The 16,213-nt window shown below is 71.9% G+C and carries 15 protein-coding genes and 1 tRNA gene; 6 read left to right on the forward strand and 10 right to left on the reverse strand.

All coding sequences use genetic code 11. The features are described from left to right. Positions 1–88: 88 nt before the first annotated feature. Positions 89–358 (reverse strand): hypothetical protein, encoded by a 270-nt coding sequence (locus NAG42_RS05025; protein ID WP_250028422.1) that lies wholly within the window; start codon positions 356–358, stop codon positions 89–91. A gap of 214 nt (positions 359–572) precedes the next feature. On the opposite strand from NAG42_RS05025, the gene NAG42_RS05030 reads away from it, so the two are divergent. The 3 genes from NAG42_RS05030 (at position 573) to NAG42_RS43945 (ending at position 4,273) form a co-directional block, all read left to right on the forward strand. Beyond that, positions 573–1,517 (forward strand): S1C family serine protease, encoded by a 945-nt coding sequence (locus NAG42_RS05030; RefSeq protein ID WP_250028424.1) that lies wholly within the window; start codon positions 573–575, stop codon positions 1,515–1,517. Positions 1,518–1,683: 166 nt separating this feature from the next. Continuing rightward, positions 1,684–1,977 carry a hypothetical protein gene (locus NAG42_RS05035; protein ID WP_250028425.1) on the forward strand — a complete coding sequence of 98 codons (294 nt, stop codon included), beginning with the start codon at positions 1,684–1,686 and terminating at the stop codon, positions 1,975–1,977. 145 nt (positions 1,978–2,122) lie between these two features. Then, positions 2,123–4,273: a TPM domain-containing protein gene (locus NAG42_RS43945; RefSeq protein ID WP_284044922.1), complete on the forward strand. Its 2,151-nt coding sequence runs from the start codon at positions 2,123–2,125 to the stop codon at positions 4,271–4,273. Positions 4,274–4,860: 587 nt separating this feature from the next. Here NAG42_RS43945 and NAG42_RS05045 read toward each other — a convergent pair. Beyond that, positions 4,861–6,219, reverse strand: coding sequence for a cystathionine beta-synthase (locus tag NAG42_RS05045; RefSeq protein WP_250028427.1), 1,359 nt, complete (start codon positions 6,217–6,219; stop codon positions 4,861–4,863). Between the two features lie 3 nt (positions 6,220–6,222). Continuing rightward, positions 6,223–6,567 carry a YkvA family protein gene (locus NAG42_RS05050; protein ID WP_250028429.1) on the reverse strand — a complete coding sequence of 115 codons (345 nt, stop codon included), beginning with the start codon at positions 6,565–6,567 and terminating at the stop codon, positions 6,223–6,225. Between the two features lie 175 nt (positions 6,568–6,742). Between NAG42_RS05050 and NAG42_RS05055 the strand changes: the two genes are divergently transcribed. The 3 genes from NAG42_RS05055 to NAG42_RS05065 all read left to right on the forward strand — a co-directional run bounded on the left by NAG42_RS05055 (position 6,743) and on the right by NAG42_RS05065 (position 9,935). After that, the gene (locus NAG42_RS05055; RefSeq protein ID WP_438872379.1) at positions 6,743–7,795 is read left to right on the forward strand and encodes an SGNH/GDSL hydrolase family protein; all 1,053 of its coding nucleotides are present in this window, start codon (positions 6,743–6,745) and stop codon (positions 7,793–7,795) included. An 18-nt stretch (positions 7,796–7,813) separates the two neighbouring features. Next, positions 7,814–8,605, forward strand: coding sequence for an SGNH/GDSL hydrolase family protein (locus NAG42_RS05060; RefSeq protein WP_250028430.1), 792 nt, complete (start codon positions 7,814–7,816; stop codon positions 8,603–8,605). A gap of 85 nt (positions 8,606–8,690) precedes the next feature. Then, a complete protein-coding gene (locus tag NAG42_RS05065) occupies positions 8,691–9,935 on the forward strand; it encodes an acetyl-CoA C-acetyltransferase (protein WP_250028433.1) in 1,245 nt (414 codons plus the stop codon). 247 nt (positions 9,936–10,182) lie between these two features. Here the strand turns inward: NAG42_RS05065 and NAG42_RS05070 are convergent, their stop codons facing one another. From NAG42_RS05070 to NAG42_RS05100, 7 genes are all read right to left on the reverse strand, one after another. Next, positions 10,183–10,485 (reverse strand): hypothetical protein, encoded by a 303-nt coding sequence (locus NAG42_RS05070; RefSeq protein ID WP_250028434.1) that lies wholly within the window; start codon positions 10,483–10,485, stop codon positions 10,183–10,185. Positions 10,486–10,695: 210 nt separating this feature from the next. Continuing rightward, a complete protein-coding gene (locus NAG42_RS05075) occupies positions 10,696–11,523 on the reverse strand; it encodes a Bax inhibitor-1/YccA family protein (protein ID WP_250028436.1) in 828 nt (275 codons plus the stop codon). A gap of 145 nt (positions 11,524–11,668) precedes the next feature. After that, positions 11,669–11,751, reverse strand: a tRNA-Leu gene (locus NAG42_RS05080). Between the two features lie 78 nt (positions 11,752–11,829). Beyond that, a complete protein-coding gene (locus NAG42_RS05085; RefSeq protein WP_250028438.1) occupies positions 11,830–13,194 on the reverse strand; it encodes an NAD(P)/FAD-dependent oxidoreductase in 1,365 nt (454 codons plus the stop codon). A gap of 100 nt (positions 13,195–13,294) precedes the next feature. Continuing rightward, entirely contained in the window at positions 13,295–13,855 is a 561-nt protein-coding gene (locus tag NAG42_RS05090) for a hypothetical protein (protein WP_250028440.1), read from the reverse strand. Further along, on the reverse strand, positions 13,855–15,204 hold the full coding sequence (locus NAG42_RS05095) for a DUF58 domain-containing protein (RefSeq protein WP_438872367.1): 1,350 nt from the start codon (positions 15,202–15,204) through the stop codon (positions 13,855–13,857). Before NAG42_RS05095 ends, NAG42_RS05090 begins: the two co-directional genes overlap by 1 nt. Next, complete coding sequence (locus tag NAG42_RS05100) at positions 15,201–16,211, reverse strand: AAA family ATPase (protein ID WP_250028442.1); 1,011 nt, start codon at positions 16,209–16,211, stop codon at positions 15,201–15,203. The genes NAG42_RS05095 and NAG42_RS05100 overlap by 4 nt, the downstream gene beginning before the upstream one ends. Positions 16,212–16,213: the final 2 nt, after the last annotated feature.

The following is a 16,213-nucleotide window of genomic DNA, read 5'->3' on the forward strand; positions in this document are numbered from 1 at the left end:
CGTCGTCCGGGCTGGGTAGCCGTGGCCTGCCGGGGGAGGTCAAGCGGACGGTCGACGTCGATGGCTTCGGGGCGTTTGTTGTGGCGGTTCAGTTGAAGTAGCCGCGGTTGGGTGTGGGGTGCCGGCGGTCGTCGGGACCGCGCATGGCCCGGATGCTGTTCAAGTCATGCCGTACGGTCCAGGCCTCCCGCCACGGCCGACGGGACGCGATGTCGGCTCGCTGGGCCAGCCGCCTCGGTGCGCACGGCCATCGCCATCCACACCAGACGCAGTTGCCGTCGTCTGCCGGTTCGGCGTGCCGTCCGAGCATCTGCTGGGCGTCCTGCCAGAGCAGGCGGTCCACAATGTCAGTCGGCATCGTCTGGTCGGCGGTGACCATTCCCCTGCCCTTTCGTCGGCGATCCGGGTGGCGGTCGGGTCGTCATACGTCCGTCACGACTCATACAACAGCCGTACGCCATCCACCGGTCGGACTTTCTGTGCGATTGTCGCGACCGAGCGTGACGGCCCCTGTTCGCCGTGGGCGGACGCCGCCCGGGCATCGATGCTGCTCACCCGGCGTTGAAGCGTCCATGGATACCGAACACACGGGTGTCGAATCACAGGCGCTCGATGCCTACAGCCGTGTGGTGACCGGCGTCGCCACCAGCCTGCTGCCGTCGGTCGCGGCCCTGACCGTACGCACGTCGCGCGGCCAGGGTGCCGGCTCGGCGGTCACCTTCACCGACGACGGATTCCTGCTCACCAATGCTCACGTGGTCGCCGGCGCGACCGGCGGAACGGCCGATTTCGCCGACGGCACCGAAACCCGCTTCGACGTGGTCGGCGCCGATCCCCTCTCCGATCTGGCCGTGGTCCGCGTGCTCAACCCGGGGGCGCCCGCCGCCCCGCTCGGCAACGCCGACGACCTCAAGATCGGCCAGCTGGTCGTGGCCGTGGGCAACCCGATGGGCCTGGCCGGATCGGTCACGGCCGGCGTCGTGTCCGGCCTCGGTCGCTCACTTCCGGCCCGCGACGGCCGGCGCGTACGCATCATCGACAACGTCATCCAGACCGACGCCGCTCTGAACCCAGGCAACTCCGGCGGCGCCCTGGCCGACTCCACCGGCACGGTGGTGGGGATCAACACGGCGGTGGCCGGATACGGCCTCGGCCTGGCCGTGCCGATCAACGTCACCACCCGCTCGATCATCGGCGACCTGGTCGCCAACGGCCGCGTCCGGCGGGCCTGGCTGGGAGTGGCCGGGGTGCCCGCGCCGCTGCCGCCCGCGCTGGCCGAGCGCCTGGGCCAGAAGCTGGGGCTGCGCGTGGTCGAGGTGGTCCCGGGGAGCCCGGCCGGAAACGCCGGCATCTATCTGGGCGACATCATCATCTCGGCCGGCGGGCAGCCGGCGACCACCGTCCAGGCGTTGCAGCGCCTGATGCTGGGCCCGGCCATCGGCGCCGACCTGCCGATGACCCTGCTCCGCAAGAACGCGCTGGTCGACGTCGTCACCATCCCGGCCGAGATGAACTGACCTCCCTCCGCCGCCCGGCCCCCTCCCCTGGCCGAGCGGCACCGGGCCGGCTCGCCCAGCCGGCCTGACAGCGCCCGGGTGCACCGAGCCGGCCCCTCCCCGCCGGCCAGCACCCGGGCGCTTCACGCGCCCCACCGGCTCGCGCAGCGGTGCGATACTTCCGCGCATGACCCGACCCGGTCTCCTGCTGGCCGCCATCGTGGACATGGCGCCAGGCCTCGCCGCCGAAGGCAGGCGCTACGAGGACGCCGTGCTGGCCCTCCTCCCCCGCCACGGCGGGACCCTGGAGTCGCGCCGGCGCAGCCTTGACGCCACGTCGGAGGTCCACCTGATCCGCTTCGACTCCCGGTCCGGCTACGACGCCTTCATGGTCGACCCCGACCGTCTGGCCCTGCGCGACCAGGCCGGCGCAGCCGCTCCCACCACCCGTGTCATCGAGCTCTCCAACGAATCGATCTGACCACCGAAGCCATCATGACGGACCGAGCCGGCCCGGAACGCGGTTGTCCACAGGCCCGCACGGCGACGGGTCCAGGGGCTCGGTTGTCCACAGGGCTGGGATCAACGCGGACGCGAACGCCCCGGGGGCCTAAGTTGGGCTGGTGATGCCGAAGCTGAGCCGAATCGTCCTCTCGCTGGTGGCCGCCCTGGGCGCGGTCGCGCTGATGGCGGGCCCCGCGGTGGCCCAGGCCCCCGAGCGGCTGGCCACGCAGGTGACCGATCCGACCGGTGCTCTCGACGACCGGGCCGGGGTCGACGCCGCGCTGGCCGATCTCCAGCGCGAGACGGGCATCCAGCTGTTCGTGGTGATGGTCGACTCGTTCGACGGCACGCCCGCCCAGGAGTGGACCGACGAGACGGCGCGGCTCAGCGACCTCGGCAACCGTGACGCGCTGCTCGCCGTGGCGGTCACCGACCGCGCCTATGCCTACTCGTTCCCCGAGGATTCGCGGATCAGCGACCGCGAGCTGTCCGACGTCGCGCAGAACGACATCGAGCCGGCACTGAGCCGCAGCGACTGGTCGGGCGCGGTGATCGCGGGGGCGCGGGGCTACGCCGACGCGGCCGGCGGCAGTGCCAGCAGCTTCGGCTGGGTGTTCCTGGTGCTGGGCATCATCGTCGTGGTCGTGCTCGCCTGGACGTGGCTGCGCAAGCGGCGCTCGGCCGCCCGCACCGCTCCCGCCGGCCCGGGCGCGGCACCGGCCGCACCCGCCGGCCCCACCACCGAGGAGCTGACCGCCCAGGCCAACGCCCTGCTCATCGAGCTCGACGACGACCTGCGGGCCGGCGAGCGCGAGCTGGAGCTGGCCGCCGCGCAGTACGGCGCCGAGGCCACAGCACCGTTCCGGGACGCGCTCGAGTCCGCCCGCAAAGACGTGGCCGAGGCATTCCGCCTGCGCATGACGCTCGACGAGGTGCCCGCGCCCGACGCCACGGCGCGCCGCGACACGCTGACCCAGATCGTCGCGCTCTGCCAGGCCGCCGACAACCGCTTGGACGCCGAGTCGGAGGCCTTCGACCGGCTGCGCGACCTGGAGGGCCGGGCCGCCGAGGCCGCCACCGAGATCGACCAGCGCCGCGCCGCGATCGAGGCCACCCTGCCCACCACCGAGGCCACCGTGCGGCAGCTGTCGTCCCACTACTCCGGCAGCGCCGTCACCGCGATCACCACCAACGTCGAGCAGGCCCGCGAGCGCCTCGCATTCGCAACGACAGCCCTGACCCGCGCCCGCCATTCCCTCACCGCCACCGGCGCCGCCCCCCACTCGGGCGCCGCCGCCAGCCCAAGCACCGCCGCCAGCCCAAGCACCGCCTCCAGCTCGAGCGCTGCTTCCGGCCCGGCTGCCGTGTCGGGTGGTGCCTCCCCGCACACCGGCTCAGGAGCCGGAGTCCCGGGCGGCGAGCGGGCGGAGGCCGCGCTCGCCGTGCGAGCGGCCGAGCAGGCCGTCGACCAGGCCGACCAGTTGGTCACGGCCGTGAGCCGAGCCGCCGTCGACCTGCCCGCCGCACGGTCCGCCGCCGACGCGCTGATCAACGAGATCAGCGGCGAGATCGCGGCCGGGCGGGCCGCGCTCACCGGCAACGCCGTCGCCCCGGCCGGACTGACGGCAGCCATCGCGGGTGGTGAGCAAGCGCTGGCCGAGGTACGCACGGCGTTCTCGGCGGAGCCGTCCGACCCGGTGGCCGCCGTCGCCACGCTGCAGGCGGCCGACGCCGCTCTGGATGCCGCTCTCGCCGAGGCCCGCGACGTCGCCGAACGGCTGGCTCACGACCGCAGCCTGCTGGCCCAGGAGCTGCCGGTGGCCAGGGCCGAGGTGGCCGCGACAAACGACTTCATCACCACGCGCCGCGGCGCCATCCGCTCCGAGGCCCGGGCCACGCTGTCCGAGGCGATCCGGCATCTGTCCATCGCCGAGAGCGTCGCCGGCACCGACCCGGCCACCGCTCTGGCCGAGGCCCGCCAGGCCCGCCAGCTGGCCGCCGACGCGGGCCGCTCGGCCGACCTCGACGTGCAGCGCTGGGGCGGGGGCTCGGGCTGGGGCGGAGGCCCCGGAGCCGGTTGGGGCGGGGGCCGGCAGGGCGGCTTTGATACGGGCGCCTTCGCTGGGGCTGTGCTCGGCGGCATCCTGTCCGGCGGCGGTGGGCGCTCGGGCGGCGGCTGGCACGGCGGCGGCTTCGGTGGCAGCGGCTCCCGGGGGCGGCGCACCGGCGGCGGCGGCGGAGGTGGCCGTAGAGGTGGCGGCGGCCGCTTCTGAGTGGGGGGGTTAAGAGTCAAGACCCTGGGGCTCCGCCCCAGACCCCGACCGCTCCGGGGGAAGGCAACCCGGGGCTTTCTTGCGGTGGGGGCTTGGTTGATCTCCCGGTGGCGGCAGCCGAGAGCGAATCGCAACGAAGGGGCAGAGGCAAACACACCCCGTTTGCCTCTGCCCCTTCGTCACGATGAGCTGTGGCTGCCGCCACCGGGAGATCAACCAAGCTGAGGATGGGACTGGGCGGGCGTACCCGCGGTTGCCCAGGTGACCCGCGACGTATGCCGAAGGCGGACGCGACCGGCGTTGTTAAGTTCCCGCAACCCAGCGCCTACGCCGGCCTGCCCGACTGGATCTCCTGGCTTCGTCCACAGCGCGGAAGCCCGACCGCCCGCCCGTCAGGGGACCGCCACCTCGACTTCGCCCGCAGCCGCGAGTGACCCCACGCCTCAGCGTGACGTGACCCCACGCGAGGTCGGGGCCGAGGGTGACCACGCTGGGCATAAAACGCTCCACAGCCCTGCGTGGTCACCCTCGGCCCCGACCGTCCAAGCGTAAGAAAGCCCAACCGACAATCCGTGAGCAAGAGCCGCTCAGGAAAGATGCGCCAGCAGATCCTGCCGGGTCAGCACGCCCGCCGGCTTGCCGTCGATCAGCACCATGGCGGCATCCGCTTTCTCCAGCAGCGACACGGCCTCGCTCACCGGCTGGCCACCACCGATCATCGGCAGGGGCTCGCCCATGTGGCGCTCTATCGTGTCGTGCAAGTGGGCCTGCCCGGTGAACAGCGCATCCAGCAACGCCTTCTCCGCGATCGACCCCGCCACCTCGCCCGTCACCACCGGTGGCTCCGCTTTCAGAACCGGCAGCTGCGAGATGCCGTACTCGCGCATGTAGTCGATCGCGTCGCGCACGGTTTCGGTGGGGTGGACGTGGATCAGGGGCGGCATCGCCCCGCCCTTTCCTTCCAGCGCGTCCGCCACCGTCGGCGCCCCCTCGACCGTGCGCAGGAAGCCGTACCGCGCCATCCAGTCGTCGTTGAAGATCTTCGACAGGTAGCCGCGGCCGCCGTCGGGGAGCAGGACCACGATCACGTCGCCCGGGTCGGCTCGGCGGGCCACCTCGAGTGCGGCCACCACCGCCATGCCGCAGGACCCACCGACCAGCAGCCCTTCCTCGCGGGCCAGGCGGCGGGTCATCTCGAACGAGTCGGAGTCGGAGACCTCGATGATCTCGTCGCAGATCTCCCGGTCGTACGTGGTCGGCCAGAAGTCCTCGCCCACGCCCTCGACCAGGTAGGGCCGGCCGGTTCCGCCGGAGTAGACCGAGCCTTCCGGGTCCGCGCCGATGACGCGTACGGGTCCTTGCTCTTTGAGATACCGCCCGACCCCGGTGACCGTCCCGCCGGTGCCGACCCCCGTCACGAAGTGGGTGATCTGGCCGTCGGTCTGCTTCCAGAGCTCGGGCCCGGTCTCTTCGTAGTGCGAGCGCGGGTTGGCCGCGTTGCTGTACTGGTCGGGCTTCCACGCGCCCGGCACTTCGCGGGCCAGGCGGTCGGAGACGTTGTAGTAGGAGCGCGGGTCCTCGGGCGCGACCGCCGTGGGGCAGACGACCACGTCCGCCCCGTACGCCTTCAGAACGTTCCGCTTGTCCTCGCTGACCTTGTCGGGGCAGACGAAGATGCACTTGTAGCCGCGCTGTTGAGCGACCAGGGCCAACCCGACGCCGGTGTTGCCACTGGTCGGCTCGACGATGGTGCCACCGGGCTTCAGCAGGCCGGCCTGTTCGGCGTCGAGCACCATCCGCAGGGCGATCCGGTCTTTCACCGAACCGCCGGGATTGAAGTACTCGACCTTGGCCAGCACCGTGGCGGCGATGCCCTCGGTGACTTTGTTCAGCTTGACGAGGGGGGTGTCCCCGATGATGTCGACGACGTTGTCGTAATAGCGCACACCTCAGACTACGACTACCCGGTCCTGTTGCCTCTCCCACTCCAGGAAGCGCTCGGTCTCGGCCAAAACCGACCCGGCCAGCCAGGCCACCATCACCGCGTCGTCGGCCAGACCGAAGACCCAGAGGAAGGCCTCGGGGATGACGTCGATGGGCGAAAGAACGTACGCGGTCGCCGCCGCCATCATGGCCAGGCGCACGCCGCCGTCGTACTGGCCGCGGGTGGTCGCCTTCATCATCCGCGGGACCGCCGCGATGCGGGTGGAGAGCGACGGGCCGCCCCGCGCGCCGGCCATCAGGGCCTTGGCGAGCGAGGTGAACGCCGCCGTCCGTTTCAGCGTCTTCGCCATGTTGTTCCCCTCTCGGTCATTCCAGCATGACTTGCGCGCGCCATGATTGCCTCTCGCCGCCGCGCGATAGCCTCGAATTCCCCACCCGCTTCCGATTTACGCGGCTCCCCGGAGCCGAGGGAGCGGGAGTTGCCCGGATCGAGCGACAGCGAGGGAGCCTGTGAGCACCATTCAGATCTCCGCGGAGGACCGGCGCCGGCTCAAACTGGCTGGTCAGATCCTCGGCGGCGTAACGGGCGCCCTGGCCACGATGACCGCCCTGTCGGCCGGCGTGCTGCTGCGGCAGGCCGCCGAGGCCCGCCGGATCATCCCGATGGCCGAGGCGCCCCCGCCGCGCGGCGACGGCTTGTACGGCGGGAAGTTCGGCGGCAAGGCGATCAGCATGGTCATCCTGGGCGATTCGACCGCCGCCGGCTACGGCGTGCACCGGCCGCGGGAGACGCCCGGGGCGCTGCTCGCCACCGGTGTGTCGCGGCGGCTGCACCGGCCCGTCCGCCTGCACCGCCTGGCCGTGGTCGGTTCGATGTCCTCCGGCCTGCCCTATCAGGTCGACGCCGCCCTGGAGTACGCCCCCGACGTCGCGGTCATCCTGATCGGTGGCAACGACGTCACCCACGTCTCCGATCGCGCGTCGGCCGTCCGCCACCTGGGGACCGAGGTGCGCCGGCTTCGCGAGGCCGGCTGCAAGGTGGTGGTCGGCACCTGCCCCGACATCGGCGCGATCCAGCCGATCAAGCCGCCGCTGCGCTGGCTGGCCCGCAAGTGGAGCCGCGACCTGGCCGCCGCCCAGACGGTCGCCGTCGTCGAGGCGGGCGGGCGCACGGTGTCGATCGGCGGTCTGCTCGGGCCGATGTTCGCGGCCGACCCGGTCCGGATGTACAGCTCGGACCGCTTCCATCCGTCGGCCGAGGGTTATGCCCGGGCCGCCGCCGTCGTGATGCCGACCCTCATGGCGGCACTCGGCGAGGACGACCGCGCGGTTCTGACCGGCGGCGAGGGGGTACGCAGTCTCCAGGAGGCCGCGCAGGAGGCGGTCCAGGCGCCGGGCACCGAGGTCAGCGCGGCCGGCCGCTGGGCCGTGTTGCGCCGGCATCCGTGGTTCGGCGAGCCGCGCTCGTGGTTCGGTCATCGGGCGGCGCCCGCGCCGGCTGACGGCGCTGTTCCCGGCGACCGCTCGGCATCGAGCGCCGTAGGGTGGACACCGGAGGATCATCAGCATGCTTCGTGATGCAGGGAGGCGAGTGGAGTGGCGGGTTTGAACGCACGGATCGGCAAGGCGGCGGCCACCGGTCTGCTCGCCGGCACAGTGGGCGGTGCCGCCCTGCTGATCGGCGAGGTGCTCGCGGCCAAGGCCCGGCGCTATGCCAAGCCGACCATGGGGCTGGCCCTGCGCACCTCGATGGGCCGGGTCTCGGCGCCGCCGCTGCGCCTGGTGCTGCTGGGCGACTCGGCGGCGATCGGCGTGGGTGTGGAGTGGTTGAGCGAGACGGTCGGCGGCCACCTGGCCCGGCTGCTCGCCGAGGGCGGTCCCGAGGTCGGCGAGCGGCACGTGCTGCTCTCCAGCGTCGGGGTGGCCGGCTCCCGCTCGTCCGACCTGGCCACCCAGGTGGCCCGGGCGCTGCTGGGCGAGCGCCCCGACGTCGCCGTGGTGCTGGTCGGCGCGCATGACGCCACCAGCCTGCGCAGCCCCGAGGAGTCGGCGGCCCAGCTGGGCACGGCCGTGCGCCGGTTGCGCGAGGCGGGCGTACGGGTCGTGGTCGGCACCTGCCCCGATCTGGGCGCGCTGCGAGCGATCGCTCCCCCGCTGCGCCAGATCGCCGGGGTGCTCGGCCGCCGCATGGCCAAGGCCCAGGTCAAGGCCGTGACCGCCGCGGGTGGCGCGGTCGTGCAGCTGGGCGATGAGACGGGCGCGGTGTTCCGGGCCGACGCCGGCACACTTTGCTACGACGGCTTCCACCCGTCGGCCGACGGCTACCGGGTGTGGGCCCATGCCCTCTATCCCGCCGTGGTCAAAGCGGCGATGACGCCGGCCGGTTAGGCAATGACGGATTCGTAGTCGAACATGACGCCTGTGTGACGAAGTTGTACTTCCGGCTAAGTTACTGGCCGGTTAAATTGGGGCCATGCCGGAAGCTGTCATTGTCGCCACCGCTCGATCCCCCATCGGCCGTGCAGCCAAGGGATCCTTGAGGGACCTGCGTCCCGACGACCTTGCCACCACCATCATCGACGCCGCGCTGGCCAAGGTGCCGCAGCTCGACCGCACCCTGATCGAGGATCTCTACCTCGGGTGCGGGCTTCCGGGTGGTGAGCAGGGCTTCAACATGGCCCGCGTGGTCGCCACCCAGCTCGGGCTGGACGGGTTGCCGGGCGCCACGGTCACCCGATACTGCTCGTCCTCGCTGCAGACCACCCGGATGGCGTTCCACGCGATCAAGGCCGGCGAGGGCGACATCTTTGTCTCGGCCGGTGTCGAGACCGTCTCGCGGTATGCCCGGGGCAGCTCCGACGGCCTCCCCTCCGAGGCGCAGGCCCTGGTCGGCGGCGGCTGGGAGAACCCCAAGTACGACGAGGCCCGGGCCCGCACCGCGAAGTACGCCGAGGGTGGCCAGACCTGGCACGACCCCCGTGACGACAACACGCTGCCCGACGTCTACATCGCGATGGGGCAGACCGCCGAGAACCTCGCCCAGATCAAGGGCGTGAGCCGCCAGGAGATGGACGAGTTCGGCGTACGCAGTCAGAACCTCGCCGAGAAGGCCATCGCCAACGGCTTCTGGGGTCGTGAGATCACCCCGGTGACGCTGCCCGACGGCACGGTCGTGTCGCAGGACGACGGCCCCCGCGCGGGCGTCACGCTGGAGGCGGTCTCGCAGCTCAAGCCGGTGTTCCGCCCGGACGGCCGGGTCACCGCGGGCAATTGCTGCCCGCTGAACGACGGCGCCGCGGCCGTGGTGATCATGAGTGACACCAAGGCCCGTGAGCTGGGCATCACCCCGCTGGCCCGGATCCTCTCGACCGGCGTCACCGCGCTCAGCCCCGAGATCATGGGTCTGGGCCCGGTCGAGGCGTCGAAGCAGGCGCTCAGGCGGGCCGGCATGAGCATCGGCGACGTCGACCTGGTCGAGATCAACGAGGCCTTCGCGGCGCAGGTGATCCCCTCGTACCAGGACCTGGGCATCCCGATCGAGAAGCTGAACGTGAACGGCGGCGCGATCGCCATCGGCCACCCGTTCGGCTCGACCGGCGCCCGGATGACCGGCACGCTGCTCAACGCGCTCGACTGGCACGACAAGAGCATCGGCCTCGAGACGATGTGCGTCGGCGGCGGTCAGGGCATGGCACTGATCATCGAGCGCCTCAGCTAGCACCGCAAGCTTCCGCCGGGTCCGGTCTGCCACGAGCGGCCGGGCTCGGCGGAGTCATGTCCGGCCACGCCAGCGCGAAACCACGCCTGACCAGGCACGCGCGCCCCCACGCGAGCGCGAAATCAGGCCCGGCCGGGCAAGCGCGAAGGCCCGCCCCACGCGGATGCGAAAAGCAGGCCCGGTCGGGCGAGCGCGAAGTCCCGCCCCACGCTGGTGCGAAGTCAGGTCCGGGCGAGTGGGCGTGGAGTCATTTGCGGTCGAGGGAGTAGCGCAGCTCGTTGACGGCTGCGGTGGCCTCGTCGAGCGCCGCGCCGGGCGGGGCGGCGGCGAGCAGGTCGTCGGCCATCACGCGCAGTTGGTCGGGCAGGATCATGTCGTGCTCGCGCGGCACCGGGCGGCGCGGCTGTCCCTCGGCGTCGGCTCCGAGGTCGGCCAAGAGCTGCACCAGGGCGTAGGCCCGGTCGTTGCGGCCGTCGACCCGCCAGCGCGGCTGCTCCCAGACGCGCACCTGGTTGAGCAGCCGGTCGACGGACGTGGCGAAGTCGGTCACGCCCGGCAGAATACGCGGAGCCGGACCTGGTCGCCCGGGGCGCCGAGGTCGCTTCATACCGGCACAGCAGGCCGGCAACCAGACGCGGCGAGCCGGTCAACCGGACGCGGCGGCCCGGCAACCGGATGCGGCGGGCCGGCGACCGGACGCGGCGGCGGCAAACAGAACGGCGCCCGGTCCGAGTGGACCGGGCGCCGATTTCCGTCGGAACTAGTCGTCCCCGCCTTGCAGGAAGCTCAGCAGGCGCAGGATCTCGATGTAGAGCCAGACCAGGCTGACCAGGATGCCGAAAGCGGCCACCCAGGAGTAGCGCTGGGGCAGGCCCATGCGGACGCCCTCCTCGACCTCGTTGAAGCTGAGGATGAAGCTCAGGGCGGCCACCACGATGCAGATGATGCTGAAGAGGTAACCGAGCGGGCCGTTGTCGCGCAGGCCGGTGTTGAAGCCGAACAGCGACAGGACCAGGTTGATCAGGATGACCGCGAACAGGCCACCCATCACGATGATCATGCCGCGCTGGAACTTCGGCGTGGCCCTGATGACCTTGGCTTTGTAGAGGAACGCGGTCAGGAAGAAGACGCCGAAGGTGGCGACCACCGCCTGCAGCACGACGCCCTGATAGCCGGCGATCGACGCGAAGACCTTGGAGGCCATGCCGACGAAGACACCCTCGACGACGGCGTAGGCCACGATGAGCGCGGGGTTGGCGATCCGCATGAACGAGATGACCAGGCCGAGGACCAGGCCGATCACCGCGGCCCCGATCCAGGCGACGGTGGTCGACGACGCGGGAATCACGTTCCAGGCGACGACGGCCGAGACACCCGTGATGCCGAGGAGCGTGACCGTCTTGACGACGACGTCGTCGACGGTCATCGGGCGCACGGCGGGCGGAGCGGCGGGGTAATCCGACGCGCCGGGATACGGCTGACCGTAACCCGGGGCGGCACCGGCGGGGCCGTAGGCCCCGGACCCGGCCGTACGCTCCCGCTCGGCCGCCTGGCCGAGGCGCGAGAGCACCGGGTTGGAAGTCTTCACTGTGTCCAGCCTCCCTTTGAGGTTGAGGCACGTTTGGCGTGCCCTACCAGCGTACGGGGTGCAGCTGATCAAGAAAGGCTCGGAATGCTGTGAACAGGCTGAAGGTAAGAACGTCGAAGTGAAGCGGGGACGATGCGGAGAGAAGTGCCCGGGGCGGGTCTCGAACCCGCACGCCTCGTGAGGCAGCCGCTTTTAAGGCGGCCGTGTCTGCCGTTCCACCACCCGGGCGGGCCTGGGCGCGTTACCGTGCCGCGGTAACGCTCCCAGGACACCTTATAAGCCCGGAGGGTACGAGAGGATACCGCCTCAGCGGGACCCGGCACCGACCTTGTCGCGGCCGTCGGCCGTCGGAGCCGGGACGGGCGGGGTCACCTCGGTGAACTCCTCACGCGGGGCGTGCAGCTGGTTGAGGGCCACCGTCTCGCGCTTGAACAGCGCGGCGAGCGTCCAGTCGGCGACCACCCGGGCCTTGCGGTGGAACGACGGGATGTGGCTCACGTGGTAGGAGCGGTGCATGAACCACGCCGGCCAGCCCTTGACCTTGATGCCGTAGACGTGCGCGACACCCTTGCCGAGGCCCAGGCCGGCGACGCTGCCGATGTACTTGTGCTTGTACTCCTTGGGCTCGCCCCCGAGGACGACCTGCCGGATGTTGTCGGCCAGCACCTTGGCCTGCCGCACCGCGTGCTGGGCGCTCGGCGAGCACCAGCCACCGGGGTTGGTCAGGTCGGGCACCTGGGCGCTGTCACCGGCGCTCCACGCGCCCTCGAGCACCGTGCCGTCGCTGTCGGCCACCTGCAGGGTGGGCAGGCAGTTGACGTGACCCTTGGGGCCGCGCGGCAGGTCGGTGTGGTCGAGCATCGGCGACGGCTTCACGCCGGCCGTCCAGACCAGGGTCTCGGCCCGGAACCGGTCGCCGTCGGAGAGCACGATCTCGCCGTCGACGCACGACTCGAGCCGGGTGTCCAGGCGCAGCGAGATGCCGCGCTTGTCGAGCTGGCGGGCCGCGTAGGCACCCATCTTGGGGCCGACCTCGGGCAGGATCCGGTTGGTCGCCTCGACCAGGACGAACTTGAGCTCGTTCTTGTCGAGCTCGGGGTAGTACTGCATGGCGTCGCGGACGACGTCCTCCATCTCGGCCAGCGCCTCGATGCCGGCGAAGCCGCCGCCGACGAAGACGAAGGACAAGGCGGCCTTGCGCACCTCGGGGTCGGGCGTGACGGCCGCGACGTCGAGCTGGTCGAGGATGTGGTTACGCAGGTAGATGGCCTCACCGATGGTCTTGAGGCCGATGCCGCGCTCGCTCAGGCCGGGGATCGGCAGCGTCCGCGAGACCGAGCCGGGGGCCACGATGATGTGGTCGTAGCTCATCTCGGTGGCCGGGCCCTCGATGGGCTGGATGGTCACCGTCTTGCGTGCGTGCTCCACCTTCGTGACCTCGCCGGCCACTACGCGACACTTCTTGAGCTCGCGGCGGAGCGGCACGACGCTGTGCCGCGGGGAGATGTTGCCGGCCGCTGCCTCGGGGAGGAACGGCTGGTACGTCATGTGCGGCTGCGGGTCGATGACGACGACCTCGGCCCGGCGCCGGTTGAGCTTCTTCGACAGGCGCAGGGCGGCGTAAAGACCGACGTGCCCTGCACCTACGACGACGATGCGCTGCGGATTCACGTTCGCCATTCTGGCGCCTGCGGGGGTCGTCGCGCCTCCTGGTGTGAGAAGCGTCAAAGGCATTTGTCAAGTGCTGTGACGCACATATTGCAGGCAGATTTCACGGTCTATGAACGAGGCGTGCTATGAGCAGCGTGGCCGCGGCGGCACCGGCCAGACCGACCACGGTGGCCACCAGGAACGGGCCACCGGCCAACTCGGCGGAGAGCCCCAGGGCGAACACGGTGAGTACCGCCGAGACGAGCACCACGGCCAGCGCCCGGGCCACCCACAGGCCCACGACGTCGATGTTGACCACCGCGTCGTACGGGAGAACGGCAGCCAGAGCCGTGAGCGAGTGTCCGAGGTAGAGCGCCGTCGCGATGACCAGCACCCGCCACAGCTCGACCGGCGCGTCCTGGGTGGTGTCGATCAGCCACCCGGCCACCACGACCAGGGCGGCGAAGGTGGCACCGCGCCCGCGCGGGGCGAAGGCCGGATAGAGCGCGACCGCGGCCAGCGGCACGAAATACTGCGTGCCGAACAGCGCGAACGGCCAGGCCACGGCCATCGCGACCAGCCCGCTCAGGCCGATGCCGCAGCGCACCAGGAACGGCAGCGTGGTGGCCCGGGACAGCGTCCGGCGGGCGTCGCCGGCCCGGCGCTTGATCATCGAGATCATCAACGCCCCCGGGGTGCCGAGGCGAGCCGGGCGACGTCGCGCAGGACCAGGTCGAGGCTGCCGGCGCCGGCCCAGTCGACGACCGGGATGCCGTGCTCGCGCAGGCGGCCCAGCACGTTGCCGCGCTCGATCTGCCAGAGCCGGGTGGCCAGCGGCGTCCACGGCCCGCGAGCCTCCGGGACCGAGCCCGCGGGCAGCGTGTCGACGGCGACGACGTAGCGGCCGGCCTGGGCCAGCAGCGCCAGCATGTCGGCCGAGCGCGGGTCGATCAGCGGGGTGAACACCATGACCAGCGCGTCCGACGACACGTGGTGGGCGCCGAAGTCGTGCTCGTGCTCCATCGGGTCGGCCCGCACGTCGAGCAGCCACTCCAGGGCGATCAGGTATTGCCGGCGGCCGGTGGCCGGGCGCAGCCGGCGGGCCGAGGCGCCGAACTCGAGCAACGACACCCGGTCGCCGCGCTGCAGGTAGTGCTCGGCGATCGCGGCCGCGGCCCGGACGGTCGTGTCGAGCACCGAGGCACTGCCCCCGACCCCGCCCGAGAGACCAACCTCGCCGAGCACGTCGAGCAGCAGCACCACTTCGGCGTCCCGGTCGGAGAGGGTCGAGGCGACGTGCAGGTCACGGGTGCGCAGCGAGACCCGCCAGTCGATGCGCCGCAGCCGGTCACCCGGGGCGAAGGGGCGCACGCCGGCGAGCTCGCCGCCCTCCCCCATGCGCCGGGACCGGTGCGCGCCGACCAGGCCCGCGGCGGCCGGCATGGCCTCGATGGCGTTGAACGGGTCGGTGACCGGATAGACGCGGACGCCGTGGGCGGGCGTCACCACCGGGCGGCACGCGAGCAGGCCACCGCAGGCAGCGACCCGGGCGGCGGCCGGGCCGACGTCTTGCCGGCCCCAGCGCAGTGCGTCGCCGGACAGGTCGACCGCGGCCCACCCGTCGGCCGCCACGGTGAGCGCGAACGGCCGGTCGGTGTGCTCCAGCTTGAGCCAGCGCGACGTGCGGGTGCGGACGACCACCAGGTCGTACGGGATGACGTCGGGGTTGGTCACGGTCACCGAGGCCTGCACCTGGCCGCCCTCGACCACCAGCTCCTCGTCGGCGCCGATGGCCAGCTCGGGCGCGGCCCGGGGCATCCGGCGCAGGTGGATCGCGGTGCCGATCGCGAACGGCGCGGCCAGCAGCACCAGGTCGACCCGGCCGAGCGCGACGCCGAGCACCAGCAGCAGGCCGGTGAGCAGCACGGCGCGGCCCAGCGCGCGGGTCGGCGCCCAGGCCGGGCCGTTACCGGCCTCGGCCGACGCGGCCGGCGGCACGGCACGGCGCAGCAGCGGCTCGGGCCCGGTCACGTCGTGCTGTGGCCGGTCGCGTACGTGGGCAGGGCTCCGCTGGCCGGGGCCGGAGTGGCCTGCAGGACCTCGTCGACCACGAAGGACGGGTCGACGCGGCGCAGCCACATCTCGGGGCGCAGGGTGATGCGGTGGGCCAGCGCCGGCCCGGCCACGTCCTTGACGTCCTCGGGCACCACGAAATCGCGGCCGGCCATCGCGGCCCGGGCCCGGGCCAGCAGCAGCAGCGCCAGCGAGCCGCGCGGGGACGAGCCGACCAGCACGGAGGCGTGCTCGCGGGTGGCCGAGGTGAGCGACACGATGTAGCGGCCGATCGAGTCCTCCACCGTGATCGCCTCGAGCGCCATCTGCATCGACTGCAGGGTGCGCGCGTCGACCACCGGCGGCAGGAAGCTTTCCTCCTGGCGGCGGTTCATCCGGCGCTGCAGGACCTCCCACTCCTCCTCGGCGGTCGGATAGCCGAAGGACACGCGCAGCATGAACCGGTCGAGCTGGGCCTCGGGCAGGGGGTAGGTGCCCTCGTACTCGATGGGGTTGGCCGTGGCCAGCACGTGGAAGGGCGGGTCGAGCCGGTAGGTGACGCCCTCGACCGAGACCTGCTTCTCCTGCATGGCCTCGAGCAGCGCGGACTGGGTCTTGGGCGGCGTCCGGTTGATCTCGTCGGCCAGCAGCATGTTGGTGAAGACCGGGCCGGCCCGGAAGGCGAAGTCACCCTTGCGCTGGTCGTAGAGGAACGAGCCGGTCACGTCGGCCGGCAGCAGGTCGGGCGTGAACTGCAGGCGGCGGAAGTCGAGGCCGAGCGCCTGCGCGAAACAGCGGGCGGTCAGCGTCTTGCCCAGGCCGGGCAGGTCCTCGAGCAGCACGTGACCGCCCGCGAGGATGCCGGCCAGCACCAGCTCGAGCGAGTCGCGCTTGCCGACCACCACGCTGCCCACCGAGTCGAGGACAGCACCGGCCAGCCGGCCCACCTCGTACGCGGGGAGGGCCTGCACGCCTGACTCCGTCACCA

Origin of the sequence: Paractinoplanes maris (genome assembly GCF_023544465.1) — a bacterium.
Lineage (GTDB): Bacteria > Actinomycetota > Actinomycetes > Mycobacteriales > Micromonosporaceae > Actinoplanes > Actinoplanes maris.

What these genes read in the sequence shown, in the direction of transcription:
- NAG42_RS05025 (WP_250028422.1), bottom strand. Translation starts at nt 358, where the DNA reads ATGCCGACTGACATTGTGGACCGCCTGCTCTGGCAGGACGCCCAGCAG.
- NAG42_RS05030 (WP_250028424.1), top strand. Translation starts at nt 573, where the DNA reads ATGGATACCGAACACACGGGTGTCGAATCACAGGCGCTCGATGCCTAC.
- NAG42_RS05035 (WP_250028425.1), top strand. Translation starts at nt 1,684, where the DNA reads ATGACCCGACCCGGTCTCCTGCTGGCCGCCATCGTGGACATGGCGCCA.
- NAG42_RS43945 (WP_284044922.1), top strand. Translation starts at nt 2,123, where the DNA reads ATGCCGAAGCTGAGCCGAATCGTCCTCTCGCTGGTGGCCGCCCTGGGC.
- NAG42_RS05050 (WP_250028429.1), bottom strand. Translation starts at nt 6,567, where the DNA reads ATGGCGAAGACGCTGAAACGGACGGCGGCGTTCACCTCGCTCGCCAAG.
- NAG42_RS05065 (WP_250028433.1), top strand. Translation starts at nt 8,691, where the DNA reads ATGCCGGAAGCTGTCATTGTCGCCACCGCTCGATCCCCCATCGGCCGT.
- NAG42_RS05090 (WP_250028440.1), bottom strand. Translation starts at nt 13,855, where the DNA reads ATGATCTCGATGATCAAGCGCCGGGCCGGCGACGCCCGCCGGACGCTG.